This is a genomic window from Tardiphaga sp. P4_G1, from assembly GCF_056401215.1.
This window is the reverse complement of record NZ_JBFUJU010000005.1, coordinates 433,766-447,731: the sequence shown is the minus strand read 5'-3', so window position 1 is coordinate 447,731 and position 13,966 is coordinate 433,766. Positions and strand designations below refer to the sequence as shown.

Annotated in this window: 16 protein-coding genes; 12 read left to right on the top strand and 4 right to left on the bottom strand. The window is 61.5% G+C overall.

All coding sequences use genetic code 11. From position 1 onward, the window contains the following. Positions 1-77 precede the first annotated feature (77 nt). Genes AC1DUY_RS14765 through AC1DUY_RS14755 form a run of 3 tightly spaced genes read left to right on the top strand, consistent with a single transcriptional unit; the run spans position 78 to position 2,633 of the window. A complete protein-coding gene (locus AC1DUY_RS14765) occupies positions 78-1,427 on the top strand; it encodes a 3-carboxy-cis,cis-muconate cycloisomerase (RefSeq protein WP_478115164.1) in 1,350 nt (449 codons plus the stop codon). A gap of 23 nt (positions 1,428-1,450) precedes the next feature. Then, positions 1,451-2,230 (top strand): 3-oxoadipate enol-lactonase, encoded by a 780-nt coding sequence (gene pcaD, locus AC1DUY_RS14760; protein WP_231080065.1) that lies wholly within the window; start codon positions 1,451-1,453, stop codon positions 2,228-2,230. A 13-nt stretch (positions 2,231-2,243) separates the two neighbouring features. Then, on the top strand, positions 2,244-2,633 hold the full coding sequence (locus tag AC1DUY_RS14755; RefSeq protein ID WP_439064353.1) for a carboxymuconolactone decarboxylase family protein: 390 nt from the start codon (positions 2,244-2,246) through the stop codon (positions 2,631-2,633). 12 nt (positions 2,634-2,645) lie between these two features. On the opposite strand, the gene AC1DUY_RS14750 is transcribed toward AC1DUY_RS14755, so the two are convergent. Continuing rightward, positions 2,646-3,257: a hypothetical protein gene (locus AC1DUY_RS14750; RefSeq protein ID WP_478115161.1), complete on the bottom strand. Its 612-nt coding sequence runs from the start codon at positions 3,255-3,257 to the stop codon at positions 2,646-2,648. Positions 3,258-3,494: 237 nt separating this feature from the next. Then, entirely contained in the window at positions 3,495-3,647 is a 153-nt protein-coding gene (locus tag AC1DUY_RS14745) for a hypothetical protein (protein ID WP_170849538.1), read from the bottom strand. A 318-nt stretch (positions 3,648-3,965) separates the two neighbouring features. Here AC1DUY_RS14745 and AC1DUY_RS14740 point away from each other — a divergent pair, with 318 nt between their 5' ends. The 6 genes from AC1DUY_RS14740 to AC1DUY_RS14715 all read left to right on the top strand — a co-directional run bounded on the left by AC1DUY_RS14740 (position 3,966) and on the right by AC1DUY_RS14715 (position 10,352). Continuing rightward, a complete protein-coding gene (locus tag AC1DUY_RS14740) occupies positions 3,966-4,883 on the top strand; it encodes an ABC transporter permease subunit (protein ID WP_089264995.1) in 918 nt (305 codons plus the stop codon). A 10-nt stretch (positions 4,884-4,893) separates the two neighbouring features. Next, a complete protein-coding gene (gene livM, locus AC1DUY_RS14735) occupies positions 4,894-6,216 on the top strand; it encodes a high-affinity branched-chain amino acid ABC transporter permease LivM (protein WP_439059066.1) in 1,323 nt (440 codons plus the stop codon). Beyond that, on the top strand, positions 6,213-7,043 hold the full coding sequence (locus AC1DUY_RS14730) for an ABC transporter ATP-binding protein (RefSeq protein ID WP_478115158.1): 831 nt from the start codon (positions 6,213-6,215) through the stop codon (positions 7,041-7,043). Before livM ends, AC1DUY_RS14730 begins: the two co-directional genes overlap by 4 nt. A gap of 11 nt (positions 7,044-7,054) precedes the next feature. Beyond that, positions 7,055-7,777, top strand: coding sequence for an ABC transporter ATP-binding protein (locus AC1DUY_RS14725; RefSeq protein ID WP_478115297.1), 723 nt, complete (start codon positions 7,055-7,057; stop codon positions 7,775-7,777). 139 nt (positions 7,778-7,916) lie between these two features. After that, positions 7,917-9,026, top strand: coding sequence for a branched-chain amino acid ABC transporter substrate-binding protein (locus AC1DUY_RS14720; RefSeq protein WP_478115156.1), 1,110 nt, complete (start codon positions 7,917-7,919; stop codon positions 9,024-9,026). A 210-nt stretch (positions 9,027-9,236) separates the two neighbouring features. Next, complete coding sequence (locus AC1DUY_RS14715; RefSeq protein ID WP_478115154.1) at positions 9,237-10,352, top strand: branched-chain amino acid ABC transporter substrate-binding protein; 1,116 nt, start codon at positions 9,237-9,239, stop codon at positions 10,350-10,352. A 155-nt stretch (positions 10,353-10,507) separates the two neighbouring features. Here the strand turns inward: AC1DUY_RS14715 and AC1DUY_RS14710 are convergent, their stop codons facing one another. Next, positions 10,508-11,182 (bottom strand): TetR/AcrR family transcriptional regulator, encoded by a 675-nt coding sequence (locus AC1DUY_RS14710; protein WP_478115152.1) that lies wholly within the window; start codon positions 11,180-11,182, stop codon positions 10,508-10,510. Between the two features lie 281 nt (positions 11,183-11,463). On the opposite strand from AC1DUY_RS14710, the gene AC1DUY_RS14705 reads away from it, so the two are divergent. After that, a complete protein-coding gene (locus AC1DUY_RS14705; protein WP_478115150.1) occupies positions 11,464-11,982 on the top strand; it encodes a DUF2147 domain-containing protein in 519 nt (172 codons plus the stop codon). 84 nt (positions 11,983-12,066) lie between these two features. After that, positions 12,067-12,729, top strand: coding sequence for a DUF3313 domain-containing protein (locus AC1DUY_RS14700; RefSeq protein WP_478115148.1), 663 nt, complete (start codon positions 12,067-12,069; stop codon positions 12,727-12,729). Between the two features lie 205 nt (positions 12,730-12,934). On the opposite strand, the gene AC1DUY_RS14695 is transcribed toward AC1DUY_RS14700, so the two are convergent. Then, the gene (locus AC1DUY_RS14695; protein WP_478115146.1) at positions 12,935-13,600 is read right to left on the bottom strand and encodes an outer membrane protein; all 666 of its coding nucleotides are present in this window, start codon (positions 13,598-13,600) and stop codon (positions 12,935-12,937) included. Between the two features lie 197 nt (positions 13,601-13,797). Here AC1DUY_RS14695 and AC1DUY_RS14690 point away from each other — a divergent pair, with 197 nt between their 5' ends. Further along, the gene (locus AC1DUY_RS14690; RefSeq protein ID WP_478115144.1) at positions 13,798-13,938 is read left to right on the top strand and encodes a hypothetical protein; all 141 of its coding nucleotides are present in this window, start codon (positions 13,798-13,800) and stop codon (positions 13,936-13,938) included. Positions 13,939-13,966 lie beyond the last annotated feature (28 nt).

The window sequence follows — 13,966 nt, the reverse complement described above, 5'->3', positions numbered from 1 at the left end:
AGTGCAACAGGCGACGGCGACAAGAAGATTGCGGGGGATTGGCAGACTCTCGCCGGAATGGTTAGGGTCCCGCACAAATGAGCACATCCCTGTCCCCCCTGCTGGCACCCTTGTTGTCGAGCCGCGCGATGCGTGCGGTTTGCGATGATACCGCCCATTTGCAGCATATGCTGGACTTCGAAGCCGCACTGGCGCGGGCCGAGGCCGCAGTCGGGGTGATTCCCGCCAGCGCGGTGGCGGCCATCGAGGCCGCCTGCAAAGCCGACCAGTTCGATCTCGCTGCACTTGCCGATGCGGCCACGCGTTCCGGCAATCTCGCCATCCCGCTGGTCAAGACGCTCACCGCCAAAGTGGCGAAAGCCGATGCCGAGGCCGCGCGCTACGTGCATTGGGGCGCCACCAGTCAGGACGTCATCGACAGCGCAACCATGCTCGGCCTGCGCGCCGCCATCGACGCCCTGCTCGCGGATCTCGACCGCGCCATCGCCGGCTTTGCAGCCTTGGCGATCAAGCACCGCAACACCGCCGTGGTCGCCCGCACCTGGTTGCAGCACGCGCTGCCGATGCCATTCGGGCTGAAGCTCGCCGAATATGCTTCGGCGCTGCACCGTTCGCGCTTGCGGCTGAAACGATTGCGCACCGAAGGCCTCGCACTGCAATTCGGCGGCGCCGCCGGCACGCTGGCTGCACTCGGCGACAAGGGCCTTGTCGTTGCAGAGCAGCTCGCCAATGAATTGCAGCTGCCGCTCCCCGATGCGCCATGGCACACCCACCGCGACCGGATCGCCGAAGTGGCTTCCGTGTTGGCGATCCTGTCCGGCAGTTGCGGCAAGATCGCCCGTGACGTCTCGCTGATGATGCAGACCGATGTCGGCGAGGCGTTCGAGCCCTCCGGCGAAGGCCGAGGCGGCTCCTCGACAATGCCGCACAAGCGTAACCCTGTGGCATCAGCCTCTGCGCTTGGCGCCGCGACCATGGCGCCGAATCTCGCCGCAACGATCTTTGCCGCTCAGATCCAGGATCACGAACGCAGTGCCGGACCGTGGCACGCGGAATGGCCGACCCTGCCGACACTGTTGCTGGTCACGTCAGGCGCCCTTGCCGCCATTGTCGATATCGCCGAGGGGCTAGAGGTCGACACCGAGCGGATGCGTCTCAATCTCGATACGACGCACGGCCTCATCATGGCGGAGGCCGTGACCTTTGCGCTAGCCGAAAAGCTCGGCAAGAGCGACGCCCATCATCTGGTCGAGGCCGCCACCAAGCGCGCCGTCGCCGAGAAGAAACATCTGCGCGATATTCTCACGGCTGATCCCAAGGTCAGCGCGCAGCTCAACGCCGCCGCCATCGCCAAATTGTTCGAGCCGATGGACTATCAGGGTGTCTCGCAGGCCCTGATCGACCGCATGCTCGCCTCACTCAAGTAATAAAGAAACGCGGGAGACACACCATGCCCATGATCGATGCCGACGGCTGCCTGCTGAATGTCTCCGTGGAGGGCCGCGACAGCGGGCCGACGCTGATGATGTCGAATTCACTCGGCTGCACCATGGCGATGTGGGAGCCGCAGATGCCGGCGCTGACAAAGCTGTTTCGCGTGATCCGCTACGATCGCCGCGGCCACGGCAAGTCCGGCATGAACGGCCCGACCTCGATGGAGCGCTACGGCAAGGACGTGCTGGCGATCCTCGACGACCTCAACATCGATAAGGTCCATTGGTGCGGGTTGTCGATGGGCGGCATGGTCGGCCAATGGCTCGGCGCCAACGCGCCTGAGCGTTTCAACAAGATCATCCTGGCCAACACCAGCTGCTACTATCCGGATCCGACCAACTGGCACAACCGCATCAAGGCGGTGCGTGAGGGTGGCCTCAAAGCGGTGGCCGATGCCGTCATCGGCGGCTGGCTCACCGCCGACTTCCGCGAGCGCGAGCCCGAGACCACCGCGAAGATGAAGGCGATGCTGATCGCCTCACCGGTCGAAGGTTATCTCGCCGCCTGCGAAGCGCTGAGCACGCTCGATCAGCGCGCGCTGCTGCCCAAGATCAAAAGCCCGACGCTGGTGATCGCCGGCCGTCAGGACAACGCAACACCGGTTGCGGCTGGTGAACTGATCCGCAGCAACATCCCCGGCGCGAGCATGACGCTGTTGGACGCCGCACACATCTCGAACGTCGAACAGCCTTACGCCTTCACTGACGCCGTAGTTGGCTTCCTGACACAGCGCTGAACGGAGACCTAAGATGGACGAGCAACAGCGCGCCGCCGAAGGCACCGCAAAACGCCGCAAGGTTCTCGGCAATGCCTGGGTCGACAAATCGGCCGCCGGGAAGAACGCATTCAATGCGGATTTTCTCGACCTGATCAGCCGCTACGCCTGGGGCGAGATCTGGACGCGGCCGCATTTCGACGACCGCACGCGCCGCGTATTGGTGATCGGCACCATGCTCGCGCTCGGCCAGTGGGACGAATTTCGCATGCATGTGCGCGCCGCCCTCACCGAAGGCGGCTTCACACCGGACGACATCAAGGAGATCCTGCTGCAGCAGGCGATCTATTGCGGCGTCCCGGCGGCCAATCACGCCACCAAGGAAGCCGGCGCGATCATCAAAGAGCTCGGGCTGACCATTTAGGCGACCTTTTATTTAGGCGACCTTCTGCAAAAGCTGCGCGTCGTTAGCTGCCTTGCCCGGCTGCCCGGGATCAAGCTCCTGCGCCGCCGCGCGACGCAGCGGCGGCTCGATCGCCATCAGCACAGCTGTGCCCAGCAGCAACAGCAATTCTGTGATGTGCAGCCGCATCGCGGCGATCTCGCCGACCTTCGATGCCATCATCATACTGGCGAACGAGATCACGCCGCCGATACCAAGCGCCATCATCAACGCCTCGTCGCAGCCGCCCGTCTTGCGGATTTTCGGCCGTGTGATGAAGACCAGGAATACCGTGAAGAAAGCGACCACCGTCAGCTTGCCGACGGCGAGCAGCCACGCATAGCGCACCGTGCCCATGCTGGAAAATTGCATGTAGTCGCTGAGAAACAGCGCCAGTGAAATATTGGGGCGCTCATAGAAGCCCTGGATCGGCGAGACCATGATGCGGAACGCGAAGATCGTCCAGGTCGGGATGAAATAGCAGGCGATCAGCGCGCCCGTGAACGTGCTGATCCGCCAAGTCTGAAACGTACCGGTCTGAAACGTGCCAGCCTGGAGAGTTCCACCCTGATGGGCTCCGGTCTGGTCTGCGCTGCTCTGATCCATCACGTCGTCCACCGCTCTGCCGGCGACTCGCAGGAGTCGCACGCCTGCGCCGACGTAACGCCCGCTCAATCAGACGGACAATGTAAACCAATTGGTAACCTTAATTCGAAAATTGCCGGGATAACGGCGGGGGAATACGATCAGGACTTGCCAACCGAAAAGCCCCGCCTTTCGGCGGGGCCTTCCACATGGGTCGCTGAGAACGACCCAAATCTCGATTGATGTCTGCCTGACGGCCTATCTCTGGCCCTGCCGGCCCGGGTCCTGCTCGTGGTCGGGCTTCATTCCACCGCCCTGTTGCTGACCGGGCTTCTGGCCCTGCTGCCCGGGGTTCTGGCTCTGCTGGCCTGGCTTCTGCTGACCGGGCTTTTGCTGGTTCTGATTGGACATTCTTCAATCTCCTGTGTTGAACCATTCAACGCCCGACAACGTGCAGCCCCCATCTTCGTTTCGGTTCCCGCGTGATGATTGCAAGGCCGTTGCACGGCACAACTGTGACATCGGAACAGCCGCAAATAAGGCGGGGATTTGTGTGCGCTGCGGCGCAAGTGAACGGACGCCAATCGCCGCGAAAAACAGCATGTACAGGCTACTTTAGCCGCACCGGCCCCTGTTGCCGCCTCCAATGGCCGCTGTTAGAAAACGATACAACGACGCAATGATCCGGCTGCCGGATCATGGTGGCGCCTCACTCGAATTCGGCAGCGCATGGATTATTTCGCCCAGCAACTGATCAACGGACTCGTGCTCGGCTCCATCTATGGCCTGATCGCGATCGGCTACACGATGGTCTACGGCATCGTCGGCATGATCAATTTCGCCCATGGCGACATCTTCATGATCGGCGGCTTCATCGCGCTGATCACCTTTCTCATTCTCGTCTCGATCGGCCTCACCGCGGTGCCGGTGATCCTGCTGCTGGTGCTCCTGGTCTCGATGGCCATCACCTCGCTCTATGGCTGGACCATCGAGCGCATCGCCTACCGTCCCCTGCGCCACTCCTTCCGCCTCGCGCCGATGCTGTCGGCAATCGGCATGTCTTTTGTGCTGACCAATTTCTCGCAGGTCGCACAGGGCGCCCGCGTCAAACCGGTGCCGCCGATCATCACCGGCGGCTACACGCTGCACGAAGGTGCCGACGGTTTCGCCGTACGCTTGTCCAACATCCAGATCATCGTCGTCATCACCACCATCGTACTGTTGGCGTTGTTCACCTGGCTGGTCGCCCGCACGCGCCTCGGCCGCGATATGCGCGCCTGCGAGCAGGACCAGACCATGGCCTCGCTGCTCGGTGTCGATGTGGACCGCACCATCTCCATGACCTTCGTGATCGGTGCCGCGCTCGCCGCCGTCGCGGGGATGATGTATCTGCTCTATTACGGCCTCGTGGATTTCTTCATGGGCTTCGTCGCCGGCATCAAGGCCTTCACGGCCGCCGTGCTCGGCGGTATCGGCTCGCTTCCTGGCGCCATGCTCGGTGGCTTGCTGATCGGCCTGATCGAGACATTGTGGGCCGCCTACTTCTCCACCGAATACAAAGACGTCGCCGCCTTTTCGATTCTGATCGTGGTGCTGATCTTCCTGCCGACCGGCCTGCTCGGCCGTCCCGAAGTCGAAAAAGTCTGACGGGATCCAAGTGGCAGCAAACGCATCTCAAGCTAAGACTGCCCGCGGGCCGGACGCCGCATTCATCCTGAAGAAGGCCGTGATCTCCGCACTGGTCGCGCTGGTGCTGTTCTCGCTGATGATCGGCATCCGCACCGAGGCCGGTTCCGACGGGCAACTGACCTGGTGGACCCGCTTCGGCGATCTCGCCGCGATGGTCGCCGTGGTGTTCGGCGGCAGTATCGTCATGGAGCTGCTGCGCCGCTGGTGGGGCCCAGTGGACACCGTGCGCGTCGTGCCGCCGTCGGCGCAGAAGGTATTTTCCTTCGCCGGCCGAGCGCTGGTGCCGGCGCTGTTGATCTTCACCTTCCTCGTCCCGGTGATCTTCTATGACGAGCGCTACATCCTCGATCTCGGCATTCTCGTGCTGACTTACGTGATGCTCGGCTGGGGCCTCAATGTGGTTGTCGGCCTCGCCGGTCTTCTCGATCTCGGCTATGTCGCGTTCTATGCCGTCGGCGCCTATTCCTACGCGCTGCTGGCCACCAATTTCGGCCTGTCGTTCTGGATCTGCCTGCCACTCGCCGGCATTCTCGCCGCGTTCTTCGGCGTGCTGCTCGGCTTTCCGGTCCTGCGGCTGCGCGGCGACTACCTTGCCATCGTCACCCTGGCGTTCGGCGAGATCATCCGCCTCGTCATCATCAACTGGCAGACTCTCACCGGTGGTCCCAACGGCATCTCCGGCATTCCGCGTCCAACCATGTTCGGCATTCCGCTGACGCCGGGCGATGGCGGCCTCGCTGACCGCCTTGGCATCGAGTTCTCGCCGACCCACCGCATCGTCTTCCTGTTCTATCTGATCCTCGCGCTCGCACTGCTCACCAACTGGGTCACCATCCGCCTGCGCCGCCTACCCATTGGCCGGGCCTGGGAGGCGCTGCGCGAAGACGAAGTCGCCTGCCGCGCGCTCGGCATCAATACGACGACGACGAAGCTCACCGCCTTCGCCACCGGCGCCATGTTCGGCGGCTTCGCCGGCGCGTTCTTTGCGACCCGTCAGGGTTTCATCAGCCCGGAATCCTTCACCTTCCACGAATCCGCACTGGTGCTGGCCATCGTCGTGCTCGGCGGCATGGGCTCACAACTCGGCGTGGCCCTCGCAGCGCTCGCGATGATCGGCGGCTTCGAACTGTTCAGAGGCCTTGAGCAATTCCGCATGCTGGTGTTCGGCGGCGCCATGGTGCTGCTGATGATCTGGCGCCCGCGCGGCCTGATCGGCCACCGCGCGCCAACCGTCTTTCTCGAACGCAACACGGTGATCTCGTCCGACCTTGTCAAAGAGGGGCACGGATGAACATCAACGACATTCTCAGCGTTGAAAATCTGACGATGCGCTTCGGTGGCATCGTGGCCGTCAACGATCTCTCCTTCACCGCCGAGCGCGGCAAAATCACTGCGCTGATCGGACCCAACGGCGCCGGCAAGACCACCGTCTTCAATTGCATCACCGGCTTCTACAAGCCGACATCCGGCACCATCAAGCTGCGCCACAGCGATGGTGAATGGCGGCTGGAGCGGCTGAACGACTTCCGCATCTCGAAGATCGCCAAGGTCGCGCGCACCTTCCAGAATATCCGGCTGTTTCCCGGGATGACCGCACTGGAAAACCTGATGGTGGCGCAGCACAACACGCTGATGCGCGCTTCGGGCTTCACTCTTCTCGGCCTGTTCGGCGTGCCCAGCTATCGCGCCGCCGAGAAGGCCGCGATCGACCTCGCGCGCTACTGGCTCGATCAGATCGGCCTGCTGGAGCGCGCCGACGATGCCGCCGGCAACCTGCCTTATGGCGACCAGCGCCGCCTCGAAATCGCGCGTGCGATGTGTACCGAACCCGCACTGCTCTGCCTTGATGAACCCGCCGCCGGCCTCAATGCCCGCGAGAGCGCGGCACTCAATGAGTTGCTGCTGAAGATTCGCACCGAACATGGCACATCGATCCTGCTCATCGAGCATGACATGTCCGTCGTGATGCAGATCTCCGACCATATCAACGTGCTCGATTACGGCGTGAAGATCGCCGACGGCGCGCCTCAGCAAATTCGCGATAATCCCAAAGTCATCGCCGCCTATCTCGGCGCGGATGAAGAGGAAGCCATTGCAGTGATGGAGGGCGAGACGTGAGCGCCGCCCCCATGCTCGCCATCACTGGCCTGCACGCATCCTATGGCAAGATCGAAGCGCTGAAAGGCGTCGATCTCGACATCAAGCGCGGCGAGATCGTCGCACTGATCGGTGCCAATGGCGCCGGCAAGTCGACACTGATGATGACGATCTTCGGCAAGCCGCGGGCGCGCTCGGGCGTGATCACCTATGACGGGACGGACATCACCGACCTACCGACCCACGAGATCGCGCGCATGCGCATCGCGCAATCACCCGAAGGCCGCCGGATTTTCCCGCGTATGAGCGTGGCGGAAAATCTGCAGATGGGCGCCGACGTCAATGAGAGCACGCCGGCCGAACGCGCCGTCAGCCTCGACAAGGTGTTGACGCTGTTTCCGCGCCTCAAGGAGCGCATGACCCAGCGCGGCGGCACGCTGTCCGGCGGCGAACAGCAGATGCTGGCCATCGGCCGCGCGCTGATGAGCCGTCCGCGCCTGCTGCTGCTCGACGAACCCTCGCTGGGTCTGGCACCGCTGATCGCCAAGCAGATTTTCGACGCGATCCGCGTGCTCAACAAGCAGGACGGATTGACGGTCCTGATCGTCGAGCAAAACGCCAATCATGCGCTGCGTCTGGCCCATCGCGGCTACGTCATGGTCAACGGGTTGATCACCCTGTCGGGAAGCGGCGCCGAATTGCTGAAGGCTCCCGAAATCCGCTCCGCCTATCTCGAAGGTGGCCGGCACGGCTGACGGATCGATATCCTTCATCAAATGACGCGCAGCGCGATGCAAACAATCGACACTATTCTGAAGGTAGAATGATGCGCCAATCGCGATACTCTCACGGCATCGCGTTTGCCTGCATTCGAACGGAACACGGGGACCTCCTATGAAATTCATCAAACTCATCGGCCTGACGGCGGGCGCTTCGATCGCGTTTGCGTCCGTTGCACTGGCGCAGGACATCCCTGTCGCCGTCGCGTCATCGATGACTGGCAGCGAATCCGCCTTCGGCCGCCAGTTCAAGAATGGCGCCGAACTCGCCGTCGCCGATATCAACGCCGCTGGCGGTCTGCTGAACAAGAAGCTGGCGCTACAGGTCGGCGATGACGCCTGCGATCCCAAGCAGGCACGCTCGATTGCCGAGAAATTCGCCAGCGCGCGCATTCCGTTCGTCGCCGGTCACTATTGTTCGTCGTCGTCGATCCCGGCATCGGAGGCCTATGCCGACGGCAATGTGCTGCAGATCTCGCCGGGCTCGACCAATCCGCTGTTCACTGAACGCAAGCTCGCCAATGTGCTGCGCGTCTGCGGCCGCGACGACCAGCAGGGTTTTGTCGCCGGCGAGTACATTGCCAAGAACTACAAGGGCAAGAATATCGCGATCCTGAACGACAAGACGACCTATGGAAAAGGCCTCGCCGACGAGACCAGGAAGGCGCTGAACAAGGCCGGCGTTACCGAGAAGATGTTCGAGAGCTACAACAAGGGCGACAAGGATTTTAATGCTATCGTCTCGCGCCTGAAGCGCGACAATATCGATTTGGTTTACGTGGGCGGCTATCACCAGGAAGCCGGCCTCATCGTGCGCCAGATGCGCGACCAGGGCCTTAAGACGGTGCTGATGGCGGGCGACGCTATCAACGACAAGGAGTTCGCCTCCATCACCGGCCCGGCTGCGGAAGGCACGCTGTTCACGTTCGGCCCCGACCCGCGCAACAAGCCGACCGCCAAGACGATCGTCGACCGCTTCAAGGCCAAGAACATCGATCCCGAGGGCTACACGCTCTACACCTATGCAGCGTTCCAGGTCTGGTCGCAGGCCGTCGCCAAGGCTGGCACCACCGACACCAAGAAGGTGATGGACGTGATCAAGGCCGGCGAATGGGACACCGTGCTCGGCAAGCTAGCCTTCGACGCCAAGGGCGACATCAAGGCGATCGACTACGTCGTCTACAAGTGGGACGCCAAGGGCGATTACGCCGAACTGAAGCAATAAGCCTGCAGGCCGCACCTCTCTGCGCACAGCCAGAGGTGCGGCTCGGCTCGCGAAAGCTCTTGCGACGACCTGCCGCAGCCGGACTCACAGGCTGGCTGTTTGCGGCCGAAAATTGCCGATGACTCGGCATCAAAATAAGTTGAGAATGATCCTATCGTTCGGGCGGCCGATTGCGTTTGTGGCCGAAAACTCTTTGCGAGGATCATCCCCATGAAACCATTGAATGTAATCGGCCTGGCCTTTGCCGCGTCGCTGCTCTCAACCGCAGCTTTTGCACAGGACATCAACGTCGCTGTCGCCGGCCCGATGACGGGCGGTGAATCGGCCTTCGGTCGCCAGATGAAGAACGGCGCCGACCAGGCTGTGGCCGATCTCAATGCCGCTGGCGGCGTGCTCGGCAAGAAGCTGGCGCTGCAGGTCGGTGACGATTCCTGCGATCCCAAACAAGCCCGCTCGATCGCCGAGAAGTTCGCAAGCTCCAAGGTGCCGTTCGTCGCCGGCCATTTCTGCTCGTCGTCGTCGATCCCGGCCTCCGAAGCCTATGCCGACGGTAACGTGCTGCAGATCACGCCGGCATCGACCAATCCGCTGTTCACCGAGCGCAAGCTCACCAATGTGCTGCGCGTCTGCGGCCGTGACGACCAGCAGGGCCTTGTCGCCGCCGACTACATTGCCAAGAACTTCAAGGGCAAGAACGTCGCGATCCTCAACGACAAGACCACTTACGGCAAGGGTCTCGCCGACGAGACCAAGAAGGCGCTGAACAAGGCCGGCTTCACCGAGAAGATGTTCGAGAGCTACACCAAGGGCGACAAGGATTTCAACTCGATCGTCTCGCGCCTGAAGCGCGAAAATATCGATCTCGTTTACGTTGGTGGTTATCACCAGGAAGCTGGCCTGATCCTTCGCCAGATGCGCGACCAGGGCCTCAAGACCATATTGATGGCCGGCGACGCCATGAACGACAAGGAATTCGCCTCCATCACCGGCCCCGCGGCAGAAGGCACGCTGTTCACCTTCGGCCCCGATCCGCGCAACAAGCCGACCGCGAAGGCGATCGTCGAGAAGTTCAAGGCTAAGAACATCGATCCCGAAGGCTACACGCTCTACACCTATGCAGCGTTCCAGGTCTGGTCGCAGGCCGTTGCCAAGGCCGGCTCCACCGACACCAAGAAGGTGATGGATGTGATCAAGGCCGGCGAATGGGACACCGTACTCGGCAAGATGGCGTTTGACGCCAAGGGCGACATCAAGGCGATCGACTATGTCGTCTACAAGTGGGACGCCAAGGGCAACTACACCCAGATCGACGCGAAGGGAACCTGAGGCGCTTTTCTAACCTCTCCCCGCCCCGGCGAAGTGAAGCTTCGCCAGGCGGGGCGAGGTAAAGAAAGCCTCACTCAAAATTCTGCAACACTGGAAACGTTTTCAGCAGCCAGATGCCTGCATTGGACACCATGCTGGCAAGAGTCCGGACTGATCTAGCTGTGCCGCGCAGGACGATCGCGACATCCATCCAGAAACAGCCTGACGGCGGCGGTGACACGCTCGCGCAGATCCTTCTCCGATTTGACGATCTTGCCGCTGAGGACCATGGCTCGCACAGGGCCATCGGCCACCGCGTAGACGAACTGCTCGGCGATGAAACTGGCATCCCCTGATCTTATCTGTCCGTCGCGCATGGCGTTGGTGAAAATGCCGGCGATCTGCTCTCGCACGTGAAGGCCAGTCCCGTGATAGGCAGACGCCAGCTCCGGAAATTGATGTGCTTCGGCCATCACCAGCCGCTCCAGCGCGATGGCCGCCGGCGCGAGTGCGCGCTTTGAAAGCTCCAGTCCGAGTTTGACCAAGGTCGCTTCGATCGGACCGTCGCGATTGGAGTCGGTGACGGCCGGCTTGAGAAGATCATTCGTTCCCTTCCGGATCACCGCCGCATACAGCGCCTCCTTGGAGGCAAAGCGGGCATAGAACGTCTGCTTCGAGATCCGCGCTGTCGCCGCGATCAGATCGACGCTGATCGCCTCGAAACTCGACTCCAGGAAGAGCCCTCTCGCCACCTCGACGATGTGGTCGGTAATGCGCCCGGCCTGTTCCTTCGTCGGCCGCCCGCTGCTTCGTGGCGCGGCTTTGCTCGGCTTGGCCTTGGCAACAGTCATCTTGGCTTTCTCTCCGGGCATTCTCTGCACGCTTCCCGACTGCTTTTACCACCCGGCCCGCGCAATCGATCATTCGATTTCACCGCATATAGGCTTGCGACGGCGCACGGTAGAGTATAAATAGTACGGTATCGTTTGATTAATCTTGTAGAGGTAACGAAAGAGCGGCAGCCCTCGCGGAAATACGGGCTCCAGCGCTTTTCGTGATCCGAGGACCAGATATGAGACAGATGACATTGGTTTCCCGAATAGTTGTGCGTACCGCTCTCGCCATATGCCAGATGGCTCTCGTCAGCCCCGTCGCGGCAGCACCAGCCGATCCGAGCGGCACATGGCTCACAGAAGATGGCCGCGCGCGCATACGCATTGAACGCTGCGGATCGAAGCAGGAGCAAATTTGCGGCTATATCGTCTGGGCCAAAGAGCCCAACGACGCGAATGGGCAACCACTCAAAGACCTGAACAATCCGGACAAGACTAAGCAATCCCGACCCGTTCTCGGTCACCAATTGATCATGGGCCTGAAGCTCAACCCGGCGGGGCGCTTTGAAGGCCAGATCTACAATGCAGAGAACGGCAAATCCTACGAGATTTCACTGTGGCGTGAGGCGATCGACCTGAAGGTCAAGGGCTGCATGATGTCGATTTTCTGCGCCACGCAGACCTGGACTCAAACCACGAATGCCGTGCCCGGACAGTTGGTGGGCATGACAGGCGATCCGAACGGCCCCAAGGCCGATAAAGAGTGGATGCAGACAGCCCAGGCGAAGCCGCCAACCACGACACGACCCAGCAAATAGCGGCTGCGGAGCTTCCGATACCACGTCGCATCGGCGCGGCCGCCTTCATCACATTCACCCAAAATATCTAAACTGGAGCTTGAGATGTACACACTCTCGCGGGTGGACCGTCTGGCGGTCCTCGCGTTCTGCGCTGCCTTGACGGGGTGCGCGAGCATAGCGCCGGTGCCCTATTCGGATGTCGCTTCGTCATCCCAACTGGCACCGAATCCGTCCGATACGTCTGGTCGTATTCCGTATCGTTACTCCACCACAGTGGACTGGCGCTCCTACAACAAGGTGATCATCGAACCGATCGTGATCTATCGGGGTCCGGACCAGCAATTCGGTGACATGACCGAAGAGGACAAGGCGTCGCTCGCGCGCACGATGCAGGCGCGGTTCGCGGAGAAGCTGGGCAGCCGCTTCGCGCTCGCAAATCAGCGGGGGCCAAATACACTACGTGTGAGGCTGACGCTGACCGGCGCCGTCAAGACCACGCCGGTGCTCGGCACCCTGTCGCGGATCGACGTTGGGGGCCTCGTCTACAACGGCGTACAGGCGGCCCGCGATGGCGAGGGATCGATGACGGGCTCTGTCATCTATGCCGTCGAGATCTTCGATGCCGCCACCTCCCGCCTGCTTAGCGCGTTCGTCACCAAGCAATATCCGAAGCCGACCAACATCAAGGCAACCGTCGGACCATTGACCGCAGCAGAAACCGGGATCGACCAGGGCGCAGATGCGCTGCTTGCACAAATGAGATGATGCCACGTCGTATCGGCTTCGTCCCCGTCGCGTGATCAGAACAACGTCGAACGAGCGTATGATCTTATCTGTTACCAACAAACCGTCGGGTCCCGATAACGACGACATGCCGATGACCAAGAGCCAGCCTCGCAGCCAGGCTCTTGGTCAGATCACGGCTCGATGCAGATTGACAGTGATCAGCCATGGATCATGCTTGAACAGATCAGAAATGATAGTTCACACCGACAGTGATCGTTTGGAATTTCTGGGTGCGATCCGGCAAGTTATCCTTTTTGAGATCCCTGTAGAGATCGGTGTAAAGATATTCGACCTTGGCCGACCAGTTCTGCCGAAAAGCCCATTCAACGCCGCCACCAGCGGTCCAGCCAATGCGCATCTTGTCGATCCCGGAGTCCTTCACCTCTCCGAAAGCCATGCCGCCGGTGCCGTAGACGAGCAGATGTGAATCCATGAAAGTCACGCCCGCACGACCGCGGCCCGTGCCGTAGAATGGCAAACTCACTTCGTTGATGCCATTGCGGCCCGTCTTGAGACCCGAAGCCATGAAGTCATTTTCGATGCCGACGACGAACCGCGACGAGACCTGATAATTGTAGCCGACCTGAAGGCCGCCAACGACGCCATCGGCCTTGCCGCCGCTCGTTCCCAGATAGCTGTTGAAAGCGTCAGTGCCGCTGAAACCGCCGCCTACACTGGCGCCGGCATAGAAGCCGGTCCACGAAAAGGCCGCCGGCAGCGCCGGCGCATAAACCGGATCGGCCTTGCGATACGGCAAATCCGCCGCATGCGCGGCGCCTGCGGCAAGGACGACCGCCAGGACCAAAGCAGAAGTCGTCTTCCAGGTATTCATCGAATTTTCGAGGGTCATGGACCCGGTCTCCCTACATTGCTGATCACCCAAGCCCGAAAATGACCGCCGGCCATTAATCAAACTATATCGTACTATTAATCTCGGCCGTCTGAGACTGCAAGCCGAAATGCAAGGCATCGGATGATCGAAGCTCAATTCGGTCGGAGGTCGAGTCGTCAGCCCTGCCTGGCGCCGAAGCCGTCCGATGCATCGTGATGGATGACATTCCGGAGCGGACGAGACGTCGCTTCCCGATCACCGCGCACCTATACGCGACGCATAGGGCTGACGTTGACGGCACGGCCACGCCGAAGCTCGGCACGCTGTCGGGGCTCGATATCGGGGATCTGGTCTAGAACGGTGCGCAGGACGCCGTGATGGCGA